Below are 26979 nucleotides of genomic sequence, written 5' to 3'. Positions count from 1 at the left end.
GCTCACCGCCGCGCGCCCGCCTCGACCTTCTCGGCACCGGCACCCTTGGGCGTCCCGGCCGCACCGGAGCCGTCCGCCACGTCGCTTGGCGTCCCGCCACCGGCCGTCCCGGCGGTGGCCGTCTCAGGGCCGTCCGCGTCGCCCGTCCTGCCCGCGTCGGAGCCGGCCGTCGCAGGCCCGGCTGGCGGCTGCTCCTCGTCGAGCACCGAGCGGTCGATCTCCTCGGTCGTCGCGCGGCGTCGGCGGCTGATCAGCCAACCCGCCACCGCGCCGCCGCCGAGGCCGGCGACCAGCCCGGCGGCGAGCAGGCTGTTGGCGTTCGGACCACCGTCGGAGGCGGCGGTGGTGGGCGGAGCCTCGGCGGGCGCTGCGCCGCCGGGGGCCGCGCCATGCCCACCGTGGGCACCCGGATAGGCCGGATCACCCGACACCAGCGTCAGCGTGGGCAGCGGACGCTGGCCGGGGCGACCGCCCCACTGCACCTGGAGTCCGTCGGCGTACGTCTGCACCAGCTCGAAGGTCAGCCGTTCGGTCTGCGGCAGCGGAGCCATCGAGAACACCAGCCGAGCCGGGCCCTCGCCCGCCGCACCCTTCGCCCGCGACCAGATCAGCGAGGCGGTCACCACGTCGGTGGCCGGGCCGTGCATGCCCGCCACCGGCCGGTCCAGCTTCCGGGTGGTGATCGTCGGTGCCCAGCCCGGCACCGACAGCGGGTACACCTCGGCGATCGGCGGGTCCTCAGGGATCCTGATCTCGACCTTCTCGGTCCGGACGCCCGGCCGTTCGTCGGGCACCACGAATTCGAGCTTCACCGCGTTGCCCTGCTGCGCCTCGGTCGGGGTGAAGGTCACCCCGTCGGCCCACGCCGTGGCGGGCCAGAGCAGCACCACGGCCGTGGCCAGGGCGGCCACCAGCACGCCCCGGCGTCGACGGCTCCCGCCGTGCGTCATCGCCATCTGGGTTCCCATCCGTGTCCACGCGGCCGGAACCGGCTCCGGCCACACCCGGTAGTTCGGATTCCGGGCCGGAAAGGTTCAACGATGGCGGCAATCGTCTGCCGGCGGTGTCGACGACGGCGACGCCCGGGCCGCCCGATAGCATCAGTGCGCCGGCATCGGCACCATCCGTCACGTCTGCTGCGAGGAGTCATCCGTGTCCGCACCCCGTACCCCCGCCGTGGCCGACCCCGTCGTCGTCGCCGCCGGGACCACGGCGGCCGACGCGGTGGCCGCGGCCGGGCTGCCCACAAACGGCCCCCGGGCGATCGTGGTGGTCCGCGACCCGCACGGCGTGCTGCGCGACCTGGACTGGCGACCGGCCGAGGAGACCGCCGTCGAGCCGGTCGCGCTGGACTCGCCGGACGGGCTGAACGTGTTGCGCCACTCCACCGCCCACGTGCTGGCCCAGGCCGTACAGGACATCTTTCCGCAGGCGAAGCTCGGCATCGGCCCGCCGATCGACAACGGCTTCTACTACGACTTCGCGGTGGACAAGCCGTTCCAGCCCGACGACCTGGCCAAGCTCGAGAAGCGGATGCAGGAGATCATCAAGTCGGGGCAGCGGTTCCGGCGTCGCCGCTTCGACAGCCTGGACGAGGCGAAGACCGAGCTGGCGGCCGAGCCGTTCAAGCTGGAGCTGATCGACGTCAAGGGCGAAGGGCTGGACTCCTCCGAGGTGATGGAGGTCGGCGGCGGCGAGCTGACCATCTACGACAACCTCGCCGCCGACGAGGACAAGGTCTGCTGGTCGGACCTGTGCCGGGGGCCGCACCTGCCGAACACCCGGCTGATCGGCGCGTTCAAGCTGATGCGCTCGGCCGCCGCCTACTGGCGTGGGTCGGAGAAGAACCCGCAGTTGCAGCGGGTGTACGGCACCGCCTGGCCGACCCGCGACGGGTTGAAGGCGTACCTGAAGCTGCTGGAGGAGGCCGCCCGGCGCGACCACCGCAAGCTCGGCGCGGACCTCGACCTGTTCAGCTTCCCCGACGAGATCGGTTCGGGCCTCGCGGTATTCCACCCCAAGGGCGGCATCATCCGCCGGGAGTTGGAGGACTACTCGCGTCGCCGGCACGAGGAGGCGGGGTACGAGTTCGTCAACAGCCCGCACATCACCAAGGCGCAGCTCTTCCAGACCTCGGGCCACCTGCCGTACTACGCCGACACGATGTTCCCGCCCATGCAGTTGGAGGGGGCGGAGTACTACCTCAAGGCGATGAACTGCCCGATGCACAACCTGATCTTCCGCTCGCGCGGACGGTCCTACCGCGAACTGCCGCTGCGGCTGTTCGAATTCGGCACCGTCTACCGGTACGAGAAGTCGGGTGTGGTGCACGGCCTCACCCGGGTACGCGGCCTGACCCAGGACGACTCGCACATCTACTGCACCCGGGAGCAGATGCCCGGCGAGCTGACCACCCTGCTGTCGTTCGTGCTGGACCTGCTGCGCGACTACGGCCTTGACGACTTCTACCTGGAGCTGTCCACCCGCGACGACTCCCCGAAGTTCATCGGCTCGGACGACGACTGGGCGGAGGCCACCGAGGCGCTGCGCACCGCCGCCGAGACCTCCGGTCTGGAACTGGTGCCCGACCCGGGCGGCGCGGCCTTCTACGGCCCCAAGATCTCGGTGCAGGCCAAGGACGCCATCGGCCGGACCTGGCAGATGTCCACCATCCAGGTCGACTTCAACCAGCCGGAGCGATTCGGTTTGGAGTACCAGGCGGCCGACGGCACCCGGCAGCGGCCCGTCATGATCCACCGGGCCCTCTTCGGTTCGATCGAGCGGTTCTTCGGTGTGCTCACCGAGCACTACGCGGGCGCGTTCCCGGCCTGGCTGGCCCCGGTGCAGGTGGTCGGCATCCCGATCCGCGACGACCACGCCGACTACCTGCACGGCTTCGTCGCCGCGCTGCGCGCCGAGGGCGTCCGCGCCCAGGTGGACGCCGGTGACGAGCGGATGCAGAAGAAGATCCGTACCGCGCAGCAGCAGAAGATCCCGTTCATGGTGATCGCGGGCGACGACGACGTGGCCGCCGGCACCGTCTCGTTCCGCTACCGGGACGGCTCCCAGCGCAACGGCGTACCGCTGGCCGAGGCGGTCACCCACGTCCTCGACGTGGTCACCTCCCGGACCAACACCGGCCCCTCCGCCGAGATGTGACGGCCGGGAAGGGCCGTAGGATCGCCGGTGTGACTGGGGCGGAGGAGCACACCGACAGGGACATGGCCGACGGGCTGGACCGGCTCTGGACGCCCCACCGGATGACGTACATCTCCGGGGAGGACCGGCCCGAGGGGGGTTACGAGCGACCCTCCGGGTGCCCGTTCTGCCTGGCGCCCACCCGGCCGCCGGAGGAGAGCCTGGTCGTGGCGCGTGGTGGGCACGTGTTCGTGGTGCTCAACCTGTACCCGTACAACCCGGGGCATCTGCTGGTCTGCCCGTACCGGCACGTGGCCGACTACACCGACCTGGACGGGCCGGAGACCGCCGAGCTGGCATCGTTCACCCAGACCGCGATGCGGGTGATCCGCAAGGTCAGCAGCGCCCACGGCTTCAACCTGGGGATGAACCAGGGCGGAGTCGCTGGTGCCGGCATCGCCGCCCACCTGCACCAGCACGTGGTGCCCCGGTGGGGTGGTGACGCCAACTTCATGCCGGTGATCGGGCGTACCAAGGTCCTGCCGCAACTGTTGGGCGACACCCGCGACCTGCTCGCCCGCGCCTGGCCCTCCTGACCACAGCCCGCCTCCGGCCCGTCCCGCGCCGTCGGTGCCGTTTCCGCGCCGCGCCGTCTCCCGCTCGTGCTTCGCGTCTTGTCGCCCGGGTGACGGCGGCAGCCCTTGGTCCGCGCCCTTTGCTCTGCTTCAACCCACGCGGAGGTTACGCAGTGAAGTCGATGCGTATCAGTAAGCAGAGCAAACGGGACACGTCGAACAGTGGCTTCCCGGGGGCCATCCGCAGGTCGGTCGCGGCGCGGACGAAACGGCGCCGGATCCCGCCGCCAGTCGGGTGATCCGTACGCACACCGGGACCCGTACGGATGATCGTGCTGGATGTTCGTCAACGTCTGTCCGAAAGATGGCACGATGCGCCGGTGGTGGAGTCGACGCGGACGCTGGGCCGCAGCGGCATCGAGGTCAGCGCCATGGGCATGGGCTGCTGGGCGATCGCCGGCCCGTGGGCCGAGGGGCGCATGCCGCTGGGCTGGGGGGCGGTTGACGACGAGGAGTCGGTGCGGGCGATCCGTCGCGCGCTCGACCTCGGCGTGACCCTCTTCGACACCGCCGACAGCTACGGCGCGGGACACGGTGAACGGGTCCTCGGGCGGGCCCTGGCCGGCCGCCGTGACGAGGCGGTGATCGCCACCAAGTGGGGATACACGTTCGACGAGCGGACCCGGCAGGCCATCGGGCCCGACGCCTCACCGGCGTACCTGCGGCGGGCCGTGTGGGACTCGCTGCGCCGCCTCGGGACCGACCGGATCGACCTCTACCAGCTACACCTGGCCGACCTGCCCGTGCCGCAGGCCCACGAGCTGATCGGCTCGTTGGAGGACCTGGTGGCCGACGGACTGGTTCGTGCGTACGGCTGGAGCACCGACCGGGCCGACCGGGCTGCGGCCTTCGGGCACGATGCCCCGCACGCCGCCGCCGTGCAGCACAGCCTGTCGGTGCTGCGTGACGCACCCGACCTGCTCGCCGTCTGCGAGAAGTACGACCTGGCCAGCGTCAATCGTGGTCCGCTCGGCATGGGGTTGCTCACCGGCAAGTACCGCCCCGAGTCGGTGCTGCCCCGCGACGACGTGCGGGGGATGACCTCGGGTTGGCTGGAGTGGTTCCGGGGCGGGCGGCCGGCGCCGGAGTGGCTGCGCCGGGTGCACGCGGTCCGGGCCACGTTGACCGCCGACGGACGCACCCTGGCGCAGGGGGCGCTGGGCTGGATCTGGGCGCGCAGCGATCGGGCCATCCCTATCCCGGGCTGCCGCACCGTCGCCCAGGTCGAGGAGAACGCCGCCGCGTTGGCCCTCGGTCCGCTCGCCCCCGACCACTTCGCCGAGGTGGAACGGCAGCTCGCCGCCCTGCGGGCCGCCGCGCTGCGGGAGGCCGACCGCCCCTACTGGCCCAGCCCGATGCTCCCCACCGCCCGCCCCTGACCGGTCAGGTGTGCTCCTTGCGGATCTGGTCGGCGAGGTGGGCGGGCATCGGGTCGTAACGGACGAAGTGGCGCCGGAAGGTGCCGGCTCCCGAGGTCATCGCCCGCAGCTCCACGGCGTAACGCAGCAGCTCCGTGGCGGGCACCTCGGCGCGTACCAGGGTGCGGCCCTCCGAGGCCGGGTCCGGTTCGGTGCCGAGCACCCGGCCGCGTCGCCCGGACAGGTCGCCCATCACCGCGCCCACGTTGCCGTCGGGCACCCGTACCGTCACCTCGTCGACCGGCTCCAGCAGCGCCGGCTGCCCCTGGTCGGCGGCGTCACGCAGGGCCAGCGCCCCGGCGGTCTGGAACGCCGCGTCGGAGGAGTCCACGCTGTGTGCCTTGCCGTCGACCAGGGTGACCCGCAGGTCCACCACCGGGTGGCCGGCGACCAGACCGCGCTCCATCTGGGCGCGTACCCCCTTCTCCACCGAGGGGATGTAGTTGTGCGGGACCGCGCCGCCGACCACCCGGTCGACGAACTCGAAGCCGCCGCCGCGCGGCAACGGCTCCACCTCGATGTCGCAGACGGCGTACTGTCCGTGGCCGCCGGACTGCTTGACATGCCGGCCGTGCCCCCGGGCCGGCACGGTCAGCGTCTCCCGCAGCGCCACCCGCACCGGCTCGGTGTCCAGTTCCACCCCGCCCGCGCGCAGCCGGTCGAGGACCACGTCGGCGTGCGCCTCGCCCATGCACCACAGCACCAGTTGGTGGGTCTCCGGGTTGCGCTCCAGCCGCATCGTCGGGTCGCCGGCCACCAGCCGGCCGAGGTTGCGGGCCAGGGTGTCCTCGTCGGACCGGGACTTCGCCACGATCGCCACCGGCAGCAACGGCTCCGGCATCTCCCACGGCGCGATCAGCAGTGGGTTCTCCTTGGCGGAGATGGTGTCGCCGGTCTCCGCGCTGCCGGACTTGGTGATCGCGCAGATGTCACCGGCCACCGCCACGCCGACCTCCCGCAGGGTGGCGCCGAGCGGGCTGTAGAGGTGGGCGATCCGTTCGTCGGCGTCGTGGTCGGGGTGCCCGCGTTCGGCCAGACCGTGCCCGGACACGTGCACGGTCTGCTCGGGGCGCAGCGTGCCGGAGAAGACCCGGACCACGCAGACCCGCCCGACATGCCGGTCGATGGTGGTCCGCACCACCTCGGCCACCAGGGGGCCGTCCGGGTCGCAGGTCAGCGGCGGCCGTGGGGAGCCGTCCACCCCGGTCACCGCGGGCAGCGCGTGCTCCGGCGGGGCGGGGAAACCGGCGGTGAGCACTTCCAGCAACGCGTCCAGGCCGACCCCGGTCGCCGCGCAGACCGGTACCACCGGATAGAAGTGGCCGCGGGCGACCGCCTTCTCCAGGTCCTCCACCAGGATGCCGGCGTCGATCTCCTCACCTTCGAGGTACCGGTCCATCAGGGTCTCGTCCTCGCTCTCGGCGATGATCCCCTCGATCAGCTCGTTGCGGGACTCGACGATGGCCGGCAGGTGCTCCGGGTCGGGTTCGCGCACCTGCGGCGGCAGCCCGCCCGTGTAGTCGAAGACCCGCCGCGTGATCAACCCCAGCAGGCCGACGGTGGATTCGCCGTCGTCACCGAGCATCGGCAGGTAGAGCGGGAGCACGTTGTCGCCGAAGACCCGCTGGCACAGCGCCACCGCCTCGTCGAAGTCGGCGCGGGGATGGTCCAGTCGGGCCACCGCGACCGCCCGGGGCATGTCCACCGCCGCGCATTCCTCCCACAGCGCCGCGGTGGCCGCGTCCATCCCGTCGACGGCGGAGACCACGAAGAGCGCGGCGTCGGCGGCCCGTAGCCCGGCGCGCAGCTCACCGACGAAGTCGGCGTAGCCGGGCGTGTCGAGCAGGTTCACCTTGATCCCGTCGTGCAGCAGCGGCGCGCAGGCCAGGGCGACCGAACGCTGCTGACGTACGGCGGCCGGGTCGTGATCGCAGACGGTGGTGCCGTCGGTGACCGAGCCGGCCCGGGCGATCGTTCCGGAGGCCGCGAGCAACGCCTCGACAAGCGTCGTCTTGCCCGCCCCGGAATGCCCGACGAGCACCACGTTGCGGATCCTGGTGGGGTCGGTCACCGCCGGTACGCCGGCGGCCCCCTTGTCCTGACTCCTCTGCGCCATCGGGCGCACCTCCCTCAGCCGTGGTGGTGGGTGGCGACCGCCGCACGCGACGGGATGCGGCCCGGGCGGGGTGCTGCGGCGATATCCTCCGGTGATTCGCTGGGAACCGGGCAGTCAACAGGCGGCGGGGTGAGCCGGGTCACCCTTATGGCTCGATCTCACACCCGATGACGGGCCGACACAACCCTCTTCGGGCGGGCCGCCGCGCCGGCTGAGCGTGGCTGGTCAGACGGGCGGTGTCGCCGGTCGAGCGCCGACCGTTATCGTGGGACCGCCATGGCGAAGATCTTCCAAGTGTCGGCCCGCGCGGGGATGACCCGCGTCGTCGAGCCGATCGCCCGTAGCCTGCTGCGCGCGGGCGTGTCCCCCAACGCGGTCACCGTCGCGGGCACCCTCGGGGTGCTCGTCGGCGCGCTCGGCTTCGGCGCCCGCGGCCATCTGGTCGCCGGTGCGCTGATCGTGACGGTCTTCGCGCTCACCGACCTGCTCGACGGGACGATGGCCCGGATGAGCGGCGGGTCGACCCGGTTCGGTGCGTTCCTCGACTCCAGCATGGACCGGGTCGCCGACAGCGCGGTGTTCGGCGCGGTCGCGTTCTACCTGGCCACCGAGGGCAACCACGCGGGCGTGGCCGCCGCGCTGATCTGCCTGGCCGCGGGTGGGCTCGTGTCGTACGTCAAGGCCCGCGCCGAAGGGCTCGGGATGACCTGCAACGTGGGCATTGCCGAGCGTACGGAACGACTGCTGATCGTCGGTGTCGGCGGTCTGCTCGCCGAACTGGTCCACCCGGTGGCGCTGCCGATCGCGCTCTGGCTGCTCGCGGCGGTGTCCCTGTTCACCGTCGGCCAGCGGATGCGGCACGTGTACCGGCAGGCCCAGCAGGTCGACGTGCCGGGCGGCCACGGGTGACCGGCACAGCCGGGCGGAGTACCCGGTGAATCTCACCGAGTTCGGTTTCGTCGCCGGCTGGCGGCTGGTCCGCGTGCTGCCCCGGCCGGTCACCGCCGCCGCGTTCACCGCCGGGGCCGACCGCGCCCACCGCCGCCGTGGCCCGGGTGCCACCCGGCTACGCGCCAACCTCCGCCGCGTGGTCGGGCCCGAGCTGCCCGAGGCCGAACTCGACGACCTGGTCCGCCGGGGCCTGCGCTCGTACGCCCGCTACTGGATGGAGGCGTTCCGGCTGCCCGCGCTGAGCCGCGAGCAGCTGCTCGCCGGGTTCCGGCTGGACCGCGCCGAGGTGCTCGCCGCGGACGTGGCCGCCGGGCGTGGTGCGGTGGTGGCGCTGCCGCACGCCGGCAACTGGGACGCGGCCGGGGCCTGGGTCGCCGCCAACGGCTGGCCGCTGTCCACCGTCGCCGAGCGGCTCAAGCCGGAGGGCGTCTTCGAGCGCTTCGTCGCCTTCCGGCAGGGGCTGGGCATGGAGATCCTGCCCACCAACGGTGGTGCCCGCCCGGCGATCGACGTGCTGACCGACCGGCTGGCCGCCGGGGCGGTGGTACCGCTGCTGGCCGACCGGGATCTCTCCACCCGTGGCGTGGAGGTGGACTTCTTCGGCGGCCGGACCCGGATGCCGGCCGGTCCGGCACTGCTCGCGCTGCGTACCGGCGCGCCGCTGTATGTGGCGTCGATGTGGTACGAACCGGATGCGGCGTGCGCCTCGCTGGTGGGCCCGCTGCTGGTGCCGGGGCCCGAGGCGGGCACCCTCGACACGCGGGTCCGATCGCTGACCCAGCTGATCGCCGACGGTCTCGCGACGGGCATCGCCCGGCATCCGGAAGACTGGCACATGCTGCAACGGATGTGGCTGGACTGAGGGGACGGGCGCAATGCGGATCGGCATCGTCTGCCCGTACTCCTTCGACGTACCCGGCGGGGTGCAGAACCATGTCATGGACCTGGCGGAGGCGCTGATCGGGCTCGGGCACGAGGTGAGCGTCCTCGCCCCGGCGGACGAGGATTCACCGTTGCCGCCGTACGTGGTGTCGGCCGGCCGGTCGGTGCCCCTGCCGTACAACGGCTCGGTGGCCCGGATCGCCTTCGGGCCGGTCTCCACCGCCCGGGTACGCCGCTGGATCACCCGGGGCGACTTCGACGTGCTGCACGTGCACGAACCGCTCGCGTTGAGCCTGTCCATGCTCGCCGTGCTCTCCGCCCGGGGGCCGGTGGTGGCCACCTTCCACACCGCGATGACCCGGTCCCGAATGCTCGCCGCCGCCCAGGGGATGCTCCAGATCGTGTTGGAGCGGATCACCGCTCGGATCGCGGTGAGCGCCCTGGCCCGCAAGGTGCAGGTCGAGCACCTGGACGGCGGGGCGGTGGAGATCCCCAACGGGGTGGCGGTGGCCAAGTTCGCCGGGGTCGAACCGCTGCCCGGCTGGCCGGGCGAGTGCGGGCCGGGCACCGGCGGCACCCTCGGCTTCCTGGGCCGCTTCACCGAGCCCCGCAAGGGGTTCCCGATCCTGCGCGACGCCTTCGTCGAGCTGGCCCGGCAGCGTCCCGGCCTACGCCTGCTGGTCGCCGGTCCCGGCGACCCGGACGACCTGTTCGACAGGTTCCCGCCCGACCTGCGGGACCAGGTCACCTTCCTCGGCCTGGTCTCGGAGGAGGAGAAGGCGCGGATGCTGCGCAGTGTGCACCTCTACGTCGCGCCGAACACCGGCGGCGAGTCGTTCGGCATGATCCTTACCGAGGCGCTCGCCGCCGGCACCACAGTCGTGGCCAGCGACCTGGACGCCTTCCGCCGGGTACTCGACGGCGGCCGGGCCGGCCGGCTGTTCCCGACCGGCGACGCGGTGACCCTGCGTGCGACGCTGTCGCAGTTGCTGGACGACCCGGCTCAGCGGGCGGAGCTGACCGCCTGCGGTGACCAGGTGGTGGCAAATTTCGACTGGCCCGTGGTTGCCCGCCGGGTTCTGGAGGTATACGCAGCGGCGATCGAGGCCACCGACGGGCGGGTGATCGACCAGGAGTGGGTGGAGTTGACCTGATCGCGAGGAACGGGAGCAGCACTACGATGCCGGGCATGTGGTGGGTGGTGGGCGCGACGGTGGTCGTCGCCCTGGTCGCGGTGTACCTGATCTGGACCGCCGGCCGGGTCGAACGGCTCCAGGATCGCGCCCAGCTCGCCGCCCGCGCCCTCGACGCCCATCTGCTGCGCCGGGCCGCCGCGGCGGCGGTGCTGGCCGAGCGCCGCTACGGCGTCGAGCTGTACGCGGCGGCGCGCATCGCCCTCGACGCCGAGCCCGACGAGCGGGAGGCGGCCGAGAACGACCTGACCCGACAGCTGCGGACGGTTCCGCTCGATCCCACCGACGCCGACTGCGAGGCGGTCATCGCCGCCAGCCGACGGCTCGCCCTGGCCCGCCAGGTGCACACCGACCTGGTCCGCGACGCCCGGTCGGCGCGCGGCCGGCCACTGGTGCGGTTGTTGCGGATGGGACGCCGGCACACCTGGCCGCGCTACTTCGACATCGACGACCCGACCCTCACCTTCCCCGCCGCCGACGTGCCCAGCCGCTGACCCCCCGCCGTTCGGCCGACGCCGACCGGCGCCGGCCGAAGGTCGGCGACCACCCGGGCCGCCGGGCACCGGAACGGCCGAACCGTCCGGGCCGCCGGAAGGTGGCGGCCTCCCCGAGGCACGGGTGACGGCGGACACAGTGCAGGCCACCACGGGTCTGATTGGCTGTCGGAGCGGCGTTGGCCCGGGCGTAGCATCTGCGCTGCCACCTGCCGAGGACGCCTGAGGAGCGACGACGTGTCCGAGACGACTTCCCCGAACGCCGGTCCCACCCCGGTCGTCGGCACCGCCCGCGTGAAGCGCGGCATGGCCGAGATGCTCAAGGGCGGTGTGATCATGGACGTGGTCACCGCCGAGCAGGCCAAGATCGCTGAGGACGCCGGCGCGGTAGCGGTGATGGCGCTGGAGCGGGTACCCGCGGACATCCGTGCCCAGGGCGGGGTGTCCCGGATGAGCGACCCCGACATGATCGACGGCATCATCAACGCGGTCTCCATCCCGGTGATGGCCAAGGCCCGCATCGGCCACTTCGTCGAGGCGCAGATCCTCCAGTCCCTGGGGGTCGACTACGTCGACGAGTCCGAGGTGCTCACCCCGGCCGACTACGCCAACCACATCGACAAGTGGGCGTTCACCGTGCCGTTCGTCTGCGGCGCGACGAACCTGGGCGAGGCGCTGCGCCGGATCACCGAGGGCGCCGCCATGATCCGCTCCAAGGGCGAGGCCGGCACCGGCGACGTCTCCAACGCCACCACCCACATGCGGAAGATCCGCCAGGAGATCCGCCGCCTCCAGTCACTGCCGACCGACGAGCTGTTCGTCGCGGCGAAGGAGTTGCAGGCACCGTACGAGCTGGTCAAGGAGATCGCCGAGACCGGCAAGCTGCCGGTGGTGCTGTTCACCGCCGGTGGCATCGCCACCCCGGCCGACGCGGCGATGATGATGCAGCTCGGTGCCGAGGGCGTCTTCGTCGGCTCCGGCATCTTCAAGTCCGGCAACCCGGCCCAGCGGGCCGCCGCGATCGTCAAGGCGACCACCTTCCACGACGACCCGGACGTGCTGGCCAAGGTGTCCCGCGGCCTCGGCGAGGCGATGGTCGGCATCAACGTCGACGACATCCCGCAGCCGCACCGCCTCGCCGAGCGCGGCTGGTGACCCGACGGTGACGGCACCCGTCATCGGTGTCCTCGCCCTCCAGGGCGACGTCCGCGAACACGTCACCGCGCTGACCGTGGCGGGCGCGCGAGCCCACACCGTACGCCGGCCGGAGGAACTGGACGCGGTCGACGGCCTGGTCATCCCGGGCGGGGAGTCCACCACGATCAGCAAGCTGGTCGACATCTTCGAGCTGCGCGGCCCGATCGACAAGCGGATCGCCGACGGAATGCCGGTCTACGGCTCCTGCGCAGGAATGATCATGCTGGCCACCGAGGTGCTCGACGGCCGGCCGGACCAGCGCGGCTTCGACGGCATCGCGATGACCGTCCGCCGCAACGCGTTCGGCCGGCAGGTCGACTCCTTCGAGGCGCCGGTGGAGATCACCGGCATCCCAGGTGGGCCGCTGCACGCGGTCTTCATCCGTGCGCCCTGGGTCGAGCGGGTCGGCGAAGGCGTCGAGGTGCTCGGCACGGTGGCCGACGGACCAGCCATAGGTCGGATCGTCGCCGTACGCCAGGGCAACCTGCTGGCCACCTCGTTCCACCCGGAACTCACCGGCGACCCGCGCCTGCACGCCTACTTCGTAGATATGGTCCGCGCCCCCGCTGATCCTGCCCCGCCCGCCTGACCACGCCCGCCTGACCACGCCCAGTCTTGGGCTTCAGCCGGCGACGGAGCGGAGGCTGCCGGGGCGGCGCCCCAGGAGGCGGTCCAGTGCTGCGGCGCTGTCCGCGTCGGTGGGCTGCTGCACCACCAGTCGCTGCTGGTCGTCGGCGAGTTCCAGCGTCTCGTACGACAAGCGCAGCGGCCCCACCTCCGGATGCCGCAGCCAGCGCACCCCGCTCGGCTGCACGGCGACCGGCCGGCGCTGCCACCGGGACCGGAACGGTTCCCCGACGGTACGGCCGAGCCGTTCGGCGAACGCGTCGGTGGCGGGGTCGCCCCCGCGCAACCGGTGCAGGTCGGCGACCTGCTGGTCGGCGAGGTCGGCCCAGTCGGGGAAGTGCTCCGGTGCGCGTTCGTGGGCGAAAGTGAACCACACGAGGTTGGGCTGCTCGTCGTCGAGCAGCCCCAGCGGGCGGGCCAGCCGGTCGAACGGCTCGTTCCAGGCCAGCACGTCGCCGAGCCGGTTGATCAGGTACGCCGGTCGGTCCCGTAGCGCCTCCAGCAGCGTCCGGACCTGTGGGCGGACGGTACGTGACACGAACGGCCGCCCACCCGCGCACAGTTCCCGGCGTTGGTCGACCGACGCGAGCTGCTGAAGGTGCCGCCGGTCGGCGTCGTCCAGCCGCAGCGCCTCGGCCAGCGCGGCGAGGATGCCCGGCGACGGGCGGGTGTCCCGGCCCTGTTCGAGCCGAGTCAGGTATTCCACACTGACCTGGGCCAACGTGGCCAACTCCGCACGCCGAAGGCCCGGCGTGCGCCGCCGGCCGTTGGTGGGCAACCCCACCTGCTCGGGCCGCAGCGCCTCCCGGCGGCTGCGGAGGAACGCGCCCAACTCGCCGTCCATCACGCGTCCAGTCTGCCGCGCCCGTGGCCCGGGAGCGTGTCCCCGCCAGGGCTACCCTCCCGCCGGTCTCCCCGAGTGCTCCCGACAGCGGTGGGATCGGCTCATGAACGGAACACGACAGCACGGACCGATCAAGGTGGGCCTGGTCGTCGGCAGCAGCCGCCCGGGGCGACGTGGCCCGACGGTGGCAGGATGGGTGGCCGAGACGACGGTCGGGCATCCGGCGGCGCGAGCGGGTGAGGTGACCATCGAACTGGTCGATCTCGCCGAGCAGCGGCTGCCGATGCTCGACGAACCGGTGCCGGCGAGGTTCGGCGACTACCGTCACGATCACACCCGTCGCTGGTCGACGGTAGTGGCGGCGTACGACGCCTTCGTCTTCGTCACCCCGGAGTACAACAGCTCGGTCCCGGCGGTCCTCAAGAACGCGATCGACTATCTCGACGCCGAGTGGCGCGGCAAACCGGCCGGTGTGCTCACCTACGGCGTACGCGGTGGCGGGCGGGCGGCCGAGCACCTGCGGCCGATTCTCGCCGAGGTGGGCATGGAGGTCCTACCGACCCATGTCGAGCTGGGGTTGTTCACGGACTTCGACTGGACCGGTGCGGATCGGTCGGACCCGACCGCCGACGGTCGGATCTCGCCCGGCGAAGACAGGGCGGCGATGATCACTGCGATGCTCACCGAACTCCTCGCCGCGGTACGGGAACACCGCGTCGGCCACCGGGCGGACCTGGCGACGGGTGCCGGCGAGGCGGCGGACCTGACGACGGGTGCCGAGATGGCGGGCCGGGACGCCGTCCCGGCTGTTGGCCGGTGAGCCGATCATGGAGACCCTTCTGATCACGTATCGCGTCCGCGCGGACCGCCTCGACGAGCATCTGACCCTGCTTGACGCGGTACACCGGGACCTGACCCGGCTGCGCCCGCCCGGATTCCGCTATCTGACCCTGCGGCTCGACGACGGCCTCAGCTTCGTCGACGTCGTCATGGGCCCGGACCTGCCCGGACCGCTGCCGTCGCTGGAGTCGTTCGGCCACTTCCGGGCGGAGCTCGACGAGCGCTGCGAGCAGCGCAGCACTGCCGAGTTCACAGTGCGGGGGTCGTACGGCATGGGGGAGTGACTTCGTCCGCTTTGTGTCGATCGGTGGAGAGCGGGCCGGCGGCTGACGTGCGGCGGGTGACGGTCACCCGCCGTACGTCGGTAGGATTGTCGAGATTCGGCAGGGCCATCTGGCCGCCACTGCTTCCACCAGAGCTGACCGGCACCACCGTGTGCGCCGGTGCGGAGCGGGGCGCTCGGTGCGGTCGATGCAGACGGCGGGTAGCAACGGAGGTAACAGATGTCCGGCCACTCAAAGTGGGCGACGACCAAGCACAAGAAGGCGGTCATCGACGCCAAGCGCGGCAAGATGTTCGCCAAGCTGATCAAGAACGTGGAGGTCGCGGCGCGTACCGGCGGCGGTGATCCGGCCGGCAACCCGACGCTCTACGACGCGATCCAGAAGGCCAAGAAGAACTCGGTCCCCAACGACAACATCGACCGGGCCGTCAAGCGCGGCTCCGGCCTGGAGGCCGGCGGCGCCGACTACCAGACGATCATGTACGAGGGGTACGGCCCGAACGGTGTCGCGCTGCTGATCGAGTGCCTGACCGACAACCGCAACCGCGCCGCCACCGAGGTACGCACCGCGCTGACCCGCAACGGCGGCTCGTTCGCCGACGCCGGCTCCGTGTCGTACATGTTCTCCCGCAAGGGCGTGGTGATCGTGCCCAAGGCCGGCACCACCGAGGACGACGTGATGATGGCCGTCCTCGACGCGGGCGCCGAGGAGGTCAACGACCTCGACGAGGCGTTCGAGGTGGTCTCCGAGCCGGGTGACCTGCTCGCCGTGCGGACCGCGTTGCAGGACGCCGGCATCGAGTACGAGTCGGCCGAGTCGTCACTGGTGCCCAGCGTCACCGTGCCGCTGGACGAGGAGGGCGCGCGCAAGATCTTCAAGCTGATCGACGTCCTGGAGGACAGCGACGACGTGCAGAACGTCTACGCCAACTTCGACGTCTCCGACGAGGTCATGGCCGCCGTCGGCTGACCGATCGCCTAGATATACGCACCTCCCGGATACGTTGGTGTCCGGGAGGTATATCTCATGGTCAGGACTCCGCTGGAGCTGGATGATGATCTGCTTGCGGAGGTGACCGCTGGGTGTCACCGGGCCTGCTCGGCCTGATCATCGGGGGCCGGCGCGGTCGGTGGACTGCTCGCCGCGGCGGCCACCGGCGCACGGCAGCTGGTCGATCGATGCCGTGCTCGGCGGAACGCTCGGCGCCGTGATCGCGGTACCGCTGCCTATTCCCGGCGGAAGCACCGGTTGATGGCGGCGACGAGAGAGAACCCAAGAACCCATCCGAGCAGGATCATGGCCCAAGTCCAGAAGAGCAGCGGAGTGCCCCAGTCCTTGCTGGCATCGGGTATCCACTTGTCGATCTGAAACAGATTGACGGCGGGGATCAGTAACTGGACCGAGTATGCGACAGGATTGAAGCACGGGTGGTTCTCGGGGCATCGAATGTCATTGGCATGCGGTTCACCGGAGGTCTTCGCGCCTACCGGCGCCATGAGGTTGTTGTGCTCGGCTGTATGGAAAAAGATGATGTTGAGCGCCACGAACGGGAGTGCGATGAGGAGCGGCTGGTAGAGGCGGTAGCCGTACCTGACCGTGGCCCACATGAAGAAGTTCCACGCCTTTGAGTGACGGGGGAGTTTGTCCTTCTTCCGGAGCTGCTTCAAGCCGGCGACCGCCACCTCGCGCTCTTCGATCTCCTTCCCCGCTGTCCGGTAAACCTTGCTGAGTTGCAGGTACGGCTGGCGCGAGTAGCTACGCATACGGCTGAGAATCTCGACGCGCTCTTCGTACGAAATCGCGCTATCGCCTTCGCTCTCGATTGTCTGATAGGTGAAGCCTTCGAGTTCGACGCGATCCACCGGGTAGCTGGTCACGCTGTCCTGAAGTCTCGCCACGGTCGCGTACCGCAGATCGACGAGTTGTGTGGGAGTGCCGGCCGGCAGCAGGATGAGCGAACCGCCGGCCCGTAACCCGTACGCGTCGAGTGATTTGTCGCCGACCTCGCTGAGATGGCCTCCGCGCAGGTCCACGTCCCGCGTGATGTCCACGTCCCGGAGCGACACTTCGCCGGTCGCTCGGAAGCCGCTGGTGAGCAGTACGTCGCCGCGCCCGACCATGCCGGTCAGGTCGAGAGCGACACGTCCCAGTGCGTGGAAGACGCCACCGCTGCAGTCGAGCTGTCGCCCAACGGTGGCCCGTGCCAGGCGAACGCCACCGACCGCCCGAAAGCCGTCGTTGAGCATGACGTTTCCCTCGGTGGTCAGGCCGTCGGCGTCGAGGGCGATGTCTGCCTCGTGGTTGAACAGTCCGCCGGTGCAGACGATCGCCTCGGTGACACTGGCACCGCACAACCAGACCTGGCCGTTTGCGGTGAAACCCTGTCCGAGATCGGGATCCTTGTCGAGGTAGACGCCGCCGCGACAGAGCAGTCCGGTGGCGTCCAGGGCGCTGCCGGACGGGTTGTCGAAGTGTCCCCCGGTGCAGGTGAGCTGGCGTTCCAGTACTGCCCCGACCAGCCGCACCGCACCGTGCGCCGCGAAACCCCGGTCGAGATACACGTCCTCGGCGGCCAGCCGAACCGCCTCGATCGCGACACCGCCGCGGCCGTCGAACCGGCCACCGCTACAGCTCAACTCACCCGCGATCTGCGCACCGACGATGCGTACCGTGCCGGTGGCGTGGAAGTCCTGATCGAGGTAGCAGCCGGTGGTGGCGCGTAGCGAGTCGGCGCGTAGCGCCAGCCCGTTCGGGTTGTGCAGGGTGGCGTTGCGGAAGGAGAGCAGTTCCGCCCGTGCCCAGCACAGCCGGACTTCTCCGTCGGCGTGAAACCCTTCGTCGCAGCGCAGTTCCCGGCCCACGTTCACCCAGGTCCCGTCGATCGCCGGCGCCGGCGTGTTGCTGAACTGGCCGCCCCGGCAGTCGAGATCGTGCTCGATGTAACTGGAGTCGAGCGTCACGCCGCCGGCCACTCGTACCTCGTCCAGGAACAGCCCGCCCTTGATGACCATGTCGGGCCCACGGAAGGCCGCGCAACTGGGCCGGCTCCTCAGTCGACTGCGACTGAGCCTCAGGTCGTGCTCCAGGTGGATGTTGGCGAAGCTGGCCGCTGTGATGTCGCAGTCGACGGCACTGATCTCCTTGCATCCGTGGAGGCTGTCGGCGGCGAAGCCGTTGAGCCGACAACCGATGAACTCGATCGTCTCGTCGCAGCGCGCCCCGGACAGGTCGACACCTTCGTCGAACTCGCAGTCCCGAAACGACAGGCCGTGCTTCAGGTGCAGTCCGGACAGGTCCAACTGGCCCCGTACCCGGGCACGGGTGATGACCACGCGATCCTGGACCGGGTCACCGGCGCTGGCACAGAGAAAGTGGACCGCGCGGGCACCGACCTCGTTGCCGAGCCGCTCGTCAGGCTCCGCTGGCCTGCCGTCAGCCACCTGGCCGAGCAACCGCCATTCGCGGTCGTCGGGCTCGAATTCAAGGCGGCTGCGCCAGTCCTTGCCACACACGAGTTCCTCCCGCGCCGCCATCGGGTTCGGCTTGACCGGGAACCTTCCGAAGGTGCCTGTCGGCAGAGTATCCGCAGGTCAGCCCCGGGGGAGGGGGATTGGCTGAGCGGAGCCTGAGGGCGGTTCAGGGGAAGAGGGTGGTGGGTGGGAGGTGTCTGCCCTCTTTGCTGTGGGAGTAGTCGCGGGCCTCGGTGACCAGGCCGTCGGCGTCGAAGCGGACAAGCGTGCAGCCGGAGATGGTGACCGGCTCGTCGTACGGGTAGGTGATCGCCCAGTACTCGATGGTGGCCGTGTCGCCGTCGACCCGTGGTTCGCCGAACCAGACCTCCGCCGGCCGGGTCTCCTCGCCGAAACACTCCGCCACGTACGCCCGGAGGCCGGCACGGCCCCGGTGCGGGCGGAACATCGACGCCCAGTGGTCACCGTCCTCCGCCTGCAGGTCGACGATCCTCGCCACGTCCCGGGCGGGCCAGCCCTGAGCCCAGGCGTCCGCCCACCGTCGGGCGGCATCCCGTACGTCCATGATCGTGCTCCTCGTGTCCAGGGGTGCTGGATTTCTACCGTCGGGGTGTGACACTCGCGGGCGTGCCAGGCCGTTGAGCCGGGGTGCGGCCCAGCCCAGGAAGCGGTCGAACAGCTCTGCCGGCGTCGGCGGTCGATGTCCAGCCAGCCCCAGCAGGTCCCCGGTGGCGTCGAACAGCTGACCGGCCAGGTAGATCGAGAGGCCGACCCGGTCCGGGCCGTACTCGTGGCGCAGCAGCATCCGGGCGGTCGGGCACGGCCATGCGGCGGTACACGCCTCGCAGGACCAGTCGGGCCGCCGAGGCAGGTGCCGATGCACCCGATGCAACCGCCTCAGCGGCTGGTCGCGGCGCGAGAGAGGGAGTTGGGACATACCTCATACGGTGACCCATCGGGTTGACCCGAGTCAAGGAGCCAAGGCAACTGTCTACGGTCCGCCTTATGGAGCTGGTGGGCGCGCATGAGATCCGGATCATGCTTGGCGGCATCAGCAAGCAGCGCGTCTATGTGATCACCAGCCATCGGAACTTCCCCGAGCCGGTAGCGGATCTGATGCAGGGCAAGGTGTGGCGGAAGGCGGATGTGCAGGCGTGGATTCGGGAGCATCGGCCGGAGCTGGCGGGGGATTGACCCCGACGCCGGAACCGGTGGGCGGACGCTTCGCCCCGGGCCAGGTGGTGGTGCGACGGGAGATCCTGCGCGGTGAGGTGTGGTTCGGCTGCCCGACGATCTGCGTCGAGGATTCCGCCGACCTGCTCGCGCTCTACCTGCCGCCCGGGGCCGAGTTCGGCTTTCCCGAGTCTGGTGAGTTCCCGTGCGGCCGGCACCCGTGGCAGCTCGCCGGGCACACCGCCTGGACCGGTCACGGCAAGCTGATGCTTCAGCGGCCCGGCGAGGCACACGCGGTCGACGTGTTCTGGTCCGGCTCGGAGCGCGTCTTCGCCGGCTGGTACTTCAACCTCCAGGACCCGTTCCGGCGTACGCCGATCGGGGTGGACACCCTCGATCACGAGCTGGACCTGTGGTGGGCGGCGGACGCCGACCGGTACGTCTTCAAGGATGTGGAAATCTTCGCGCAGCGGCTGGTGGAGGGGCGCTACCCGGGCATGGGCGAGGCGATCCGCGCCGAGGGCGACCGGATCGCCGCCCGGCTTGACGCCGACGAACGCTGGTGGGACGAGTCCTGGTCGACCTGGCAACCCGACCCGACCTGGCCCGTCCCCCGCCTCCCCACCAACTGGGCGTCTTAGCCGAGGGTTTCGCGCTCCCGCCAGGCGGTGCGGATGGAGGTGCGGCCGTTGGTGCGCAACAGGGAGCCTTCGTACACCCGGGCTCCGGCGAGCAGGAACCCCGCCGCCGTGACCAGGAGCAGGGCCAGCGAGACGACCAGTTCCCAGCCGGCGGCGTCGCCGTTGAACAGCCGCAGCGGCATCGCCGTCGGCGAGGAGAATGGCAGGTAGGACAGCCCCCGCATGGCGGTGACGTTGTCGTTGAGGAAGATCACCGCGAAGAACGGCAGCATCACCGCGAGCTGTACCGGCATCGACACGCCACCGATGTCCTCCAGCCGGTTGACCAGCGCGCCGGCCGCCGCCCACATCGACGCGATAAGCACGAAGCCGAGCAGGAAGAACGGCACGAACCAGCCGATCGCCGGCGCGAGCAGCGACAGCAGCGTGGTGTTGTCACCGAACGCCATACCCGCCACCGCGACCACGGCCACCAAGCCGATCTGCCCGAGCGCCAGGATCGTACCGGCGAGCATCTTCCCGGCCAGCAGGGCGCGGACCGGCACCGCGGCAACGAGGATCTCCACGATCCGGGTCTGCTTCTCCTCGATGATGCTCTGCGCGATCTGCACCCCGAAGGTCTGCGAGGTGATGAAGAAGATGAAGGCGAAGGCGAACGGCACCAGGAAGGCCACCACCGGGTCCACCGCATCCGGGTTCAGCAGCCGGACCGGGGGTTCGGTGCTCAACGCGGAGACCACGTCGTTGGGGGCGTCGTCCATGGCGAGCACGGCCGGGCCGGCGACCACCGCGGCGTCCGCGTCGCCGTCGCGGACCGCCTGCTCGGCTGCGGCGTCGTCGGGTACGGCGAGCACCTCCAGCCCCGCCGCCCGCAACGGGCCGGCCGCCGCCTCGGTGACGGCCACTGTGGACGGTCCGCCGGACAGCAGCGGCGGCAGGATCGTCGCCGCCGCGGCGATCAGCAGGAAGACGACGGTGCTGATCAGGAAGGTACGGTCGCGCAGCTTGACCCGGATCTCCCGGGCGGCGACCAGGCGGGTGGCCTGCATGGCGTTCACTTGGCGACCTCTCGGAAGATCTCGGCGAGGGAGGGAGTGATGGGGCGGAACGCGCGAACCGGGCCGCGTTCCAGTGCGGCGCGCAGCACCGGCTGTTCGTCGGTGCCGGCGGCCAGGTCGAAGACGGCGCGCGCGCCGTCGAGGTCGACCAGGCTCACCCCGGGGTGGTCGCGCAGCCAGCCGGCGTCGGTCTCCACCACCAGCTCGAAACGGGGCGTGGTGTACGCCGAGCGCAACTGCTGCCGGCTGCCGGCGGCGCGGATCGAGCCGTCCGCGATGATCACCAGGTCGTCGCAGAGCCGTTCGACCACGTCGAGCTGGTGACTGGAGAAGAGCACCGGAGCACCGGCGGCGGCCCGCTCCCGCAGGACGCCGACGACCGTGTCCACGGCCAGCGGATCGAGGCCGGAGAAGGGCTCGTCGAGCACCAGGACCTCCGGGTCGTGCACCAGCGCCGCGGCGATCTGGGCTCGTTGCTGGTTGCCCAGGGACAGCGTCTCCAGCAGGTCGTTGGCCCGCTCGGCGAGACCGACCCGCTCCAGCAGCCCGTCGGTGGCGCGTCGAGCGGCGTCGACGGTCAACCCGTGCAGCTGACCCAGGTAGGTGACCTGCTCGCGGACGCTCATCTTCGGGTACAGGCCGCGTTCCTCGGGCATGTAGCCGAAACGCCGCCGAGCGTCCCGGCTCAGCGGTTCACCCCGCCACGTCACCTGGCCGGCGTCCGCGGCGAGCACCCCGAGGATGATGCGCATGGTGGTGGTCTTGCCGGCACCGTTGCCGCCCACGAAGCCGGTCATCCGGCCGGCGGTGACGTCGAAGGAGACGTCCTTGAGTACCTGACGGTCGCCGAAGCTGCGGTCGACGCCGTCGAGACGGAGCACGCTGGTCATGGCGTAACGCTAGGTCGTCGAGGACCGGCTGCCGTCCGCCCGCCGACGGAGATCATGACTCCCTCTCGCGGCGGAGGTCGCTCACCCGCCGGGCCGCACCACCCCGTGTTCATACGCGAAGACCACCGCTTGCACCCGGTCGCGCAGCCCCAGCTTGGCGAGCACCCGGCTGACGTGTGACTTCACCGTCGCCTCGCCCAGGTGAAGGCTGGCGGCGATCTCGGCGTTGCTGGCGCCCCCGGCGACGAGCACCAGGACCTCCCGTTCCCGGGGTGTCAGGCTGCCCAGCGCCGCCTCCGATGTCACGTCATCACCGGGTTGACTGCCCGGGCGGGCGAAGGTGGCGATCACCCGCCGGGTGAGTTCCGGCGCGAGCAGGCCGTCGCCCCGGGCCACCACCCGGATCGCGTCGACAAGCGCCTCCGGCGTGCCGTTCTTGAGCAGGAAGCCGCTCGCCCCGGCGCGCAGGGCGGCGAACAGGTAGTCGTCGCGGTCGAACGTGGTGAGCATCAGCACGGCCGGCCCGCCCGGCTCGTCCTCGCCGGCGCTGATCCGCCGGGTGGCTTCCAGCCCGTCCACCCCGGGCATCTCCACGTCCATCAGCACCACGTCCGGGCGCAGCGCCCGGGTCATGCCGACGGCCCGTTCCCCGTCGGCGGCCTCGCCGACCACCTCGATGTCGTCCTCGATCTCCAGGATGACCCGGAAGCCGGTACGCACCAGGTGGTGGTCGTCGGCGAGGAGCACTCGGATCGGGTTCATGCCGGGCTCCCCGCCGGTAGCGGGAAGCGGACCCGCACCCGCCAGCCACCGCCGGCACGCGGACCCACCTCCAGTTCCCCGCCGTGGGTCGCGACCCGTTCCCGCATCCCGATCAGTCCCAGCCCGTCGGCGTTCGCCGTGCGGCTGGCCCGGCCGTCGTCGCTCACCTCGACCTCCATCTCCTGCGCCAGATAGCGGATCCGGACGTCGAGCAGGCTCGCCCCGGTGGCGTGCTTCAACACGTTCGTCACGGCCTCCTGCACCACCCGGTACGCGGCCTGGGAGACCGACTCCGGCAGCGGCTGCGGATCGCCGTACACCCCCAGGGTGGCGCGTAGCCCGGCCTCGCGCGCCCGGTCCACCAGGGCGGCTATCCGGTCGACCCCGGCCGGCTGCCGGGCGTTTGCCGAGTCACCGTCGCGGGCCCGCAGCACGCCGAGCATCCGACGCAGCTCGTCGACCGCTTGACGGGCGGTCTCCTCGATGGAGGCCAACGCGGTGCGGGCCTTCGCCGGATCCTTGTCGAAGACCCGGCGACAGGCCGCCGCCTGCACCCCCATCACCGACACGTGGTGGGCGACCACGTCGTGCAGCTCACGGGCGATCCTGACCCGCTCGCCGACCACCGCGTGCTCGCGTACCTCGGCCTGTGACCGGCGCAGCCGTTCCGCCTGCTCGGCCACCTGGTGCTGACGACGGGCCGCCACCCAGGCGGTCTCGCCGAAGAAGTACGCGAACCCGAAGTACAGCGCGTTGACCAGGATTCCGGTGACGATCGCGGCGAGTACCGGAGGCACCGGGCCGACCGCGTCGGCAAAGGACTCCGCGCTGAGCGTGCGGTAATTGATCGACAAGGCGATCCCCATCCAGGTGAACATCGCAACGATCACACTGATCCGCAGTCGGCGGGACAACCGACGGTCCCGGCCCCAGGCGCCCAGTGTGTAGATGGCGATGAACAGCGCCCAGGAGGAGAGCTGCCACTCGGGGACGGCGCGCACCTGCGAACCGATGAACGCGGTCGACACGGCCAGCGTGGCGGCGACGGGGAAGCGACGTCGCCAGATCAACGGCAGCGGCACCGCGACGGTCCAGAAGAGCTGTTCGACACCGGACGGTGGTGGTCCCAGCATGAACGCCCCGGTGCTACGGGCCAATGTCAGGCTGAGCAGGGCAAGGGCCGTAGCGGCCAGCCCGGCGTACAGGTCCAGCCGCCGCTGCTCCGGCGTCGGCCCCGGCCGTCGCCACTCGTCACTGGTCTCGGCCCGTCGCCACTCGTCGGTGGTCGCGTCGGGCTGCCGCCATTCGTCGACGGTCTCGGTGGTCACCCTGGGCAGCATGCCATCCCCCCGCAGCCCGCCTGTCGCGTCGGCTGAGATCCGGCCGGCGGTCCGCTCACCGGCCCTCACGGACAGTGCTGCCCGACCTCCCCCCACCAATACCTCTGCACTCCCTTTGCTCTGCTTCAACCGACGCAATACTCACGGAAAGTAGCGGAGGGTGCGCCATGTGCGGCCGGAGGCTGACGCAGCATGCCAGGTCAAGCGCCAGTGCGTGGGTTGAAGCAGAGCAAAGCATGCGTAGTGGAGTAGAGGTAGGTCCCGTTGTCGTGACGGACGGCAACTGTGACTCTCTGTTTGGTCTCACCGGGCCCGCACCTGGCAGAGCACCGCCGCGTCGGGCTGGCCGCGTCGCGCCGCGCCGCGTCGCGTCGCGCCGCGCTGGGCGGGGCGGTCTAGGGAGGCGATCAGCCGGTGACGTGGCCGGCCATGGGGGGCAGCGGACAGTGCAGCAGACCGCAGATCGTCCGCAACAACTCGATCTCGGGCACGGTCATCATCCCGTCGTGGCTGATCACCGCGACGGTGGCCGCCACCAGCCGCTCCTTGTCGGCCGGGCGCAACCCGTCGAGCACCGGCCAGGCGGTCTCCAGGGCGAGCACGCCGTTCTCCGGTGGTGCGTACGGCAGGTCGGTGCCGGGCAGCAGCGCGGCGACGCCGGCCTGGAAGGCCCGTTCCGCCTCGGGTCGATCGGGGTGGCCTACCTGGGCGAGGATGGCCAGCAGGGCGGCTGCCGCGGAGCGCGCGTCGGTGAGTTTGCGCCGGTCGGTACGCCACCGGGAGTCCGGCCGCAGCGACTCCTCCAACTCGGCGAGCAGCAACCGGGACAGGCAGTACTCGGTCACGTTGATCGCGCCGTCGGCCTGGATCAACGTGAACACGGCCGCCAGCAGTGACTCCACCTCGGCGCCGGGTCGATCGCGTAGCGCCGGGAAGGCCAGCTCGGCCAGCGGCAACCGCAGGTCGGCGGGAAGCTCGACCAGCTCGTCCGCCGCGTGCAGCGCGCCGTCGGCCAGCTGCTGGCCGTGTCGCTGCGCCACTGCGGCGTACTGGTGCTGCCGGATCTCCGGCTCGGCGCTGAGCAGCAGGCCGAGCAGCAGCGGCACGGCCGCCTCCCGATCACGGGCCCGGTCGAGCAGCGGATCCGGGATCCGGTCGAGGATCGCTGCGGCGTGGGTGTAGGCGGTCGCGGTAGGGGCGGCGACCCGGGCCAGCACCTCGTCCGGTGCGACGCGTACCCGCTCGCCGCGTACCGGTGGCCCGGGCTGCGCTGGCGTCGTCCGCCCCGGCGCCAGGCCCATGGCGATGTCCTCCTGGCGGCCCGACGGCGGTGCCGCCGCCCACTGCCGCGACAACTGTTGCAGTTCGGCCGGGTTGAACGACGGTTCCAACGCCTTGATCCGGTCGGCCAGCGGGGGATGGGTGGCGAACCAGGACGTCCTGGCCGCCTCGCCGAAGAGCATGTGCCCCACCTCGTCGCGCTTCGGCGACTTCAGCTCGGAACCGTCGCTGAGGCCCCCGATCTTCTTCAGCGCTCCGGCGATGCCCCCGGTCTGGCGGGTGTACTGCACCGCCGAGGCGTCGGCCAGGTACTCCCGCTGCCGGGAGACCGACGCCTGGATGAGCCGCCCGGCGAGGACGCCGACGTAGCCGGCCACCAGCAGGGCCAGGCCCACAAGCGCCAGCGGAGCGGCACTGCCGCCGCTGTTGTTGCCGCGCGACCGGCCGCCGCCGATGACCCCGGCGCGGGCCAGCCCGCGGCCGATCACGGTCAGGAAGAGGATGCCGAACAGCAGGCCCATCAGCCGGATGTTGAGCCGCATGTCGCCGTTGACGACGTGACTGAACTCGTGGGCGATCACCCCCTGGAGTTCGTCGCGGTTGAGTCGCTGCAACGCGCCCCGGGTGACGGCGACGGCAGCGTCGGACGGGGTCCACCCGGCGGCGAAGGCGTTGATCGCCGTCTCCTCCGGCAGCACGTAGACCTCGGGGACGGGTACGCCGGAGGCCAGCGCCATCTCCTCGACGACGTTGCGCAGCCGGCGCAGCTCCGGATCGGTGGTGTTCGCCGGAACCGGCACCCCGCCCAGTTCGCGGGCCACCTTCCCGCCGCCGCCGCGCAACGCGAGCGTACGGACCAGGGCGGCCAGCCCGATCGCGGCGAGGGTGCCGATGGTGACCATGGCGACGAACCCGGCGAGCTGGGCGGGATCGGCGGCGGTGGCGTTGAAGGCGAACAACGCCGCGAGATTCACCACCACCACGATCCCGACCACGGCCAGCACGAACAGCAGCACCAGCCGGGTCGACAGCCGGCGCACCTGACGCTGTCGTTCGAAGAAGTTCATCGCCGCCCGATCAGAACGAGACCTGCGGTGCCTGGCGCTGCTGCGGGTCGTCCGGCTGGAACAGCTCCGCCGGGCCGAACGAGAACATCCCCGCCACCACGCTGGAGGGGAACACCTCGCGCTTGTTGTTGTAGGCCATCACCGCGTCGTTGTACGCCTGCCGGGCGAAGGCGACCCGGTTCTCCGTCGAGGTCAGCTCCTCCGACAGCTGCATCATGTTCTGGTTGGCCTTGAGATCCGGGTACGCCTCGGAGAGCGCGAACAGCCGACCCAGGGTGGCGGTGAGTGCGTTCTCCGCGCCGCTGAGCTGCTGCATGGCGGCCGGGTCACCGGGGGCCGCCGCGGCGGTGGCCTGCGCGTTGACGGCGGCGTTGCGGGCGTTGATCACCGCCTCCAGCGTCTCCCGCTCGTGCTTGAGATAGCCCTTGGCGGTCTCGACCAGGTTGGGGATCAGGTCGTGCCGCCGGACGAGCTGCACGTCGATCTGGGCGAAAGCGTTGCGGTACGCGTTGCGGGCCCGGACCAGCCCGTTGTAGATCGAGACGCCGAAGCCGACCACCGCCACGACGATCAACACCAGGCACACCAGTCCGATGATCAGTTCCACGGCCGCTCCCTCGGTGTCTGTCGGCACTTCCGCTGATCATCGTACGTGCGTCGGTCCAGGCCCGCTCCTGC

The 26979-nt window shown here is 71.1% G+C and carries 26 protein-coding genes; 15 read left to right on the top strand and 11 right to left on the bottom strand.

The genetic code is table 11. The annotated features are described in order from the left end of the window. Window positions 1-2: 2 nt before the first annotated feature. Window positions 3-956 carry a DUF1775 domain-containing protein gene (locus AB0J93_RS06755; protein WP_363918865.1) on the bottom strand — a complete coding sequence of 318 codons (954 nt, stop codon included), beginning with the start codon at window positions 954-956 and terminating at the stop codon, window positions 3-5. Between the two features lie 196 nt (window positions 957-1152). On the opposite strand from AB0J93_RS06755, the gene thrS reads away from it, so the two are divergent. From thrS to AB0J93_RS06740, 3 genes are all read left to right on the top strand, one after another. Further along, window positions 1153-3159, top strand: coding sequence for a threonine--tRNA ligase (thrS, locus tag AB0J93_RS06750; RefSeq protein ID WP_363918863.1), 2007 nt, complete (start codon window positions 1153-1155; stop codon window positions 3157-3159). 62 nt (window positions 3160-3221) lie between these two features. Continuing rightward, a complete protein-coding gene (locus AB0J93_RS06745) occupies window positions 3222-3734 on the top strand; it encodes an HIT domain-containing protein (protein ID WP_363919452.1) in 513 nt (170 codons plus the stop codon). A gap of 359 nt (window positions 3735-4093) precedes the next feature. After that, window positions 4094-5152: an aldo/keto reductase gene (locus AB0J93_RS06740; RefSeq protein WP_363918861.1), complete on the top strand. Its 1059-nt coding sequence runs from the start codon at window positions 4094-4096 to the stop codon at window positions 5150-5152. Between the two features lie 4 nt (window positions 5153-5156). On the opposite strand, the gene AB0J93_RS06735 is transcribed toward AB0J93_RS06740, so the two are convergent. Then, complete coding sequence (locus AB0J93_RS06735) at window positions 5157-7307, bottom strand: elongation factor G-like protein EF-G2 (RefSeq protein WP_363918859.1); 2151 nt, start codon at window positions 7305-7307, stop codon at window positions 5157-5159. A gap of 276 nt (window positions 7308-7583) precedes the next feature. On the opposite strand from AB0J93_RS06735, the gene pgsA reads away from it, so the two are divergent. The 6 genes from pgsA to pdxT all read left to right on the top strand — a co-directional run bounded on the left by pgsA (window position 7584) and on the right by pdxT (window position 12613). Continuing rightward, a complete protein-coding gene (gene pgsA / locus AB0J93_RS06730; protein WP_363918857.1) occupies window positions 7584-8216 on the top strand; it encodes a phosphatidylinositol phosphate synthase in 633 nt (210 codons plus the stop codon). Between the two features lie 25 nt (window positions 8217-8241). Further along, window positions 8242-9120 (top strand): phosphatidylinositol mannoside acyltransferase, encoded by an 879-nt coding sequence (locus tag AB0J93_RS06725; RefSeq protein WP_363918855.1) that lies wholly within the window; start codon window positions 8242-8244, stop codon window positions 9118-9120. A 13-nt stretch (window positions 9121-9133) separates the two neighbouring features. Further along, the gene (locus AB0J93_RS06720; RefSeq protein ID WP_363918853.1) at window positions 9134-10294 is read left to right on the top strand and encodes a glycosyltransferase family 4 protein; all 1161 of its coding nucleotides are present in this window, start codon (window positions 9134-9136) and stop codon (window positions 10292-10294) included. A 35-nt stretch (window positions 10295-10329) separates the two neighbouring features. After that, complete coding sequence (locus AB0J93_RS06715) at window positions 10330-10827, top strand: hypothetical protein (RefSeq protein ID WP_363918851.1); 498 nt, start codon at window positions 10330-10332, stop codon at window positions 10825-10827. Between the two features lie 237 nt (window positions 10828-11064). Next, window positions 11065-11982 (top strand): pyridoxal 5'-phosphate synthase lyase subunit PdxS, encoded by a 918-nt coding sequence (gene pdxS / locus AB0J93_RS06710; protein WP_363918849.1) that lies wholly within the window; start codon window positions 11065-11067, stop codon window positions 11980-11982. Between the two features lie 7 nt (window positions 11983-11989). Further along, the gene (gene pdxT / locus AB0J93_RS06705; protein WP_363918847.1) at window positions 11990-12613 is read left to right on the top strand and encodes a pyridoxal 5'-phosphate synthase glutaminase subunit PdxT; all 624 of its coding nucleotides are present in this window, start codon (window positions 11990-11992) and stop codon (window positions 12611-12613) included. Between the two features lie 33 nt (window positions 12614-12646). Here the strand turns inward: pdxT and AB0J93_RS06700 are convergent, their stop codons facing one another. Beyond that, complete coding sequence (locus tag AB0J93_RS06700) at window positions 12647-13495, bottom strand: helix-turn-helix transcriptional regulator (RefSeq protein WP_363919450.1); 849 nt, start codon at window positions 13493-13495, stop codon at window positions 12647-12649. A gap of 103 nt (window positions 13496-13598) precedes the next feature. On the opposite strand from AB0J93_RS06700, the gene AB0J93_RS06695 reads away from it, so the two are divergent. From AB0J93_RS06695 to AB0J93_RS06685, 3 genes are all read left to right on the top strand, one after another. Next, a complete protein-coding gene (locus AB0J93_RS06695; RefSeq protein WP_363918845.1) occupies window positions 13599-14315 on the top strand; it encodes an NAD(P)H-dependent oxidoreductase in 717 nt (238 codons plus the stop codon). A gap of 7 nt (window positions 14316-14322) precedes the next feature. Continuing rightward, the gene (locus AB0J93_RS06690; protein WP_363918843.1) at window positions 14323-14619 is read left to right on the top strand and encodes a hypothetical protein; all 297 of its coding nucleotides are present in this window, start codon (window positions 14323-14325) and stop codon (window positions 14617-14619) included. Between the two features lie 219 nt (window positions 14620-14838). Next, entirely contained in the window at window positions 14839-15588 is a 750-nt protein-coding gene (locus AB0J93_RS06685; protein ID WP_099846556.1) for a YebC/PmpR family DNA-binding transcriptional regulator, read from the top strand. Between the two features lie 257 nt (window positions 15589-15845). Here AB0J93_RS06685 and AB0J93_RS06680 read toward each other — a convergent pair whose 3' ends face one another. Beyond that, the gene (locus AB0J93_RS06680; RefSeq protein ID WP_363918841.1) at window positions 15846-17630 is read right to left on the bottom strand and encodes a hypothetical protein; all 1785 of its coding nucleotides are present in this window, start codon (window positions 17628-17630) and stop codon (window positions 15846-15848) included. Between the two features lie 66 nt (window positions 17631-17696). On the opposite strand from AB0J93_RS06680, the gene AB0J93_RS06675 reads away from it, so the two are divergent. Continuing rightward, complete coding sequence (locus AB0J93_RS06675) at window positions 17697-18248, top strand: hypothetical protein (RefSeq protein ID WP_363918839.1); 552 nt, start codon at window positions 17697-17699, stop codon at window positions 18246-18248. Between the two features lie 7 nt (window positions 18249-18255). Here AB0J93_RS06675 and AB0J93_RS06670 read toward each other — a convergent pair whose 3' ends face one another. Then, a complete protein-coding gene (locus AB0J93_RS06670) occupies window positions 18256-19026 on the bottom strand; it encodes a nuclear transport factor 2 family protein (protein WP_363918837.1) in 771 nt (256 codons plus the stop codon). A gap of 68 nt (window positions 19027-19094) precedes the next feature. Between AB0J93_RS06670 and AB0J93_RS06665 the strand changes: the two genes are divergently transcribed. Continuing rightward, the gene (locus AB0J93_RS06665; RefSeq protein WP_363918835.1) at window positions 19095-19283 is read left to right on the top strand and encodes a hypothetical protein; all 189 of its coding nucleotides are present in this window, start codon (window positions 19095-19097) and stop codon (window positions 19281-19283) included. Further along, entirely contained in the window at window positions 19280-19903 is a 624-nt protein-coding gene (locus AB0J93_RS06660; RefSeq protein ID WP_363918833.1) for a DUF402 domain-containing protein, read from the top strand. The genes AB0J93_RS06665 and AB0J93_RS06660 overlap by 4 nt, the downstream gene beginning before the upstream one ends. Here AB0J93_RS06660 and AB0J93_RS06655 read toward each other — a convergent pair. The 6 genes from AB0J93_RS06655 to AB0J93_RS06630 all read right to left on the bottom strand — a co-directional run bounded on the left by AB0J93_RS06655 (window position 19900) and on the right by AB0J93_RS06630 (window position 26908). Next, complete coding sequence (locus tag AB0J93_RS06655) at window positions 19900-20961, bottom strand: ABC transporter permease (protein ID WP_363918831.1); 1062 nt, start codon at window positions 20959-20961, stop codon at window positions 19900-19902. The two genes, AB0J93_RS06660 and AB0J93_RS06655, sit on opposite strands and share 4 nt — an antisense overlap. Continuing rightward, a complete protein-coding gene (locus tag AB0J93_RS06650) occupies window positions 20958-21851 on the bottom strand; it encodes an ATP-binding cassette domain-containing protein (RefSeq protein WP_363918829.1) in 894 nt (297 codons plus the stop codon). Before AB0J93_RS06650 ends, AB0J93_RS06655 begins: the two co-directional genes overlap by 4 nt. A gap of 81 nt (window positions 21852-21932) precedes the next feature. After that, entirely contained in the window at window positions 21933-22613 is a 681-nt protein-coding gene (locus tag AB0J93_RS06645) for a response regulator transcription factor (protein ID WP_363918827.1), read from the bottom strand. After that, window positions 22610-23824, bottom strand: coding sequence for a sensor histidine kinase (locus AB0J93_RS06640; RefSeq protein ID WP_363919448.1), 1215 nt, complete (start codon window positions 23822-23824; stop codon window positions 22610-22612). Before AB0J93_RS06640 ends, AB0J93_RS06645 begins: the two co-directional genes overlap by 4 nt. 536 nt (window positions 23825-24360) lie before the next feature. Next, complete coding sequence (locus AB0J93_RS06635) at window positions 24361-26301, bottom strand: M48 family metallopeptidase (RefSeq protein ID WP_363918825.1); 1941 nt, start codon at window positions 26299-26301, stop codon at window positions 24361-24363. 10 nt (window positions 26302-26311) lie between these two features. Continuing rightward, a complete protein-coding gene (locus AB0J93_RS06630) occupies window positions 26312-26908 on the bottom strand; it encodes a LemA family protein (protein WP_363918823.1) in 597 nt (198 codons plus the stop codon). Window positions 26909-26979 lie beyond the last annotated feature (71 nt).

Origin of the sequence: Micromonospora sp. NPDC049374 (genome assembly GCF_040677165.1) — a bacterium.
Lineage (GTDB): Bacteria > Actinomycetota > Actinomycetes > Mycobacteriales > Micromonosporaceae > Micromonospora.
Note: the sequence above shows the minus strand (reverse complement) of the source record. Positions and strands in the feature narration are given on the sequence as shown.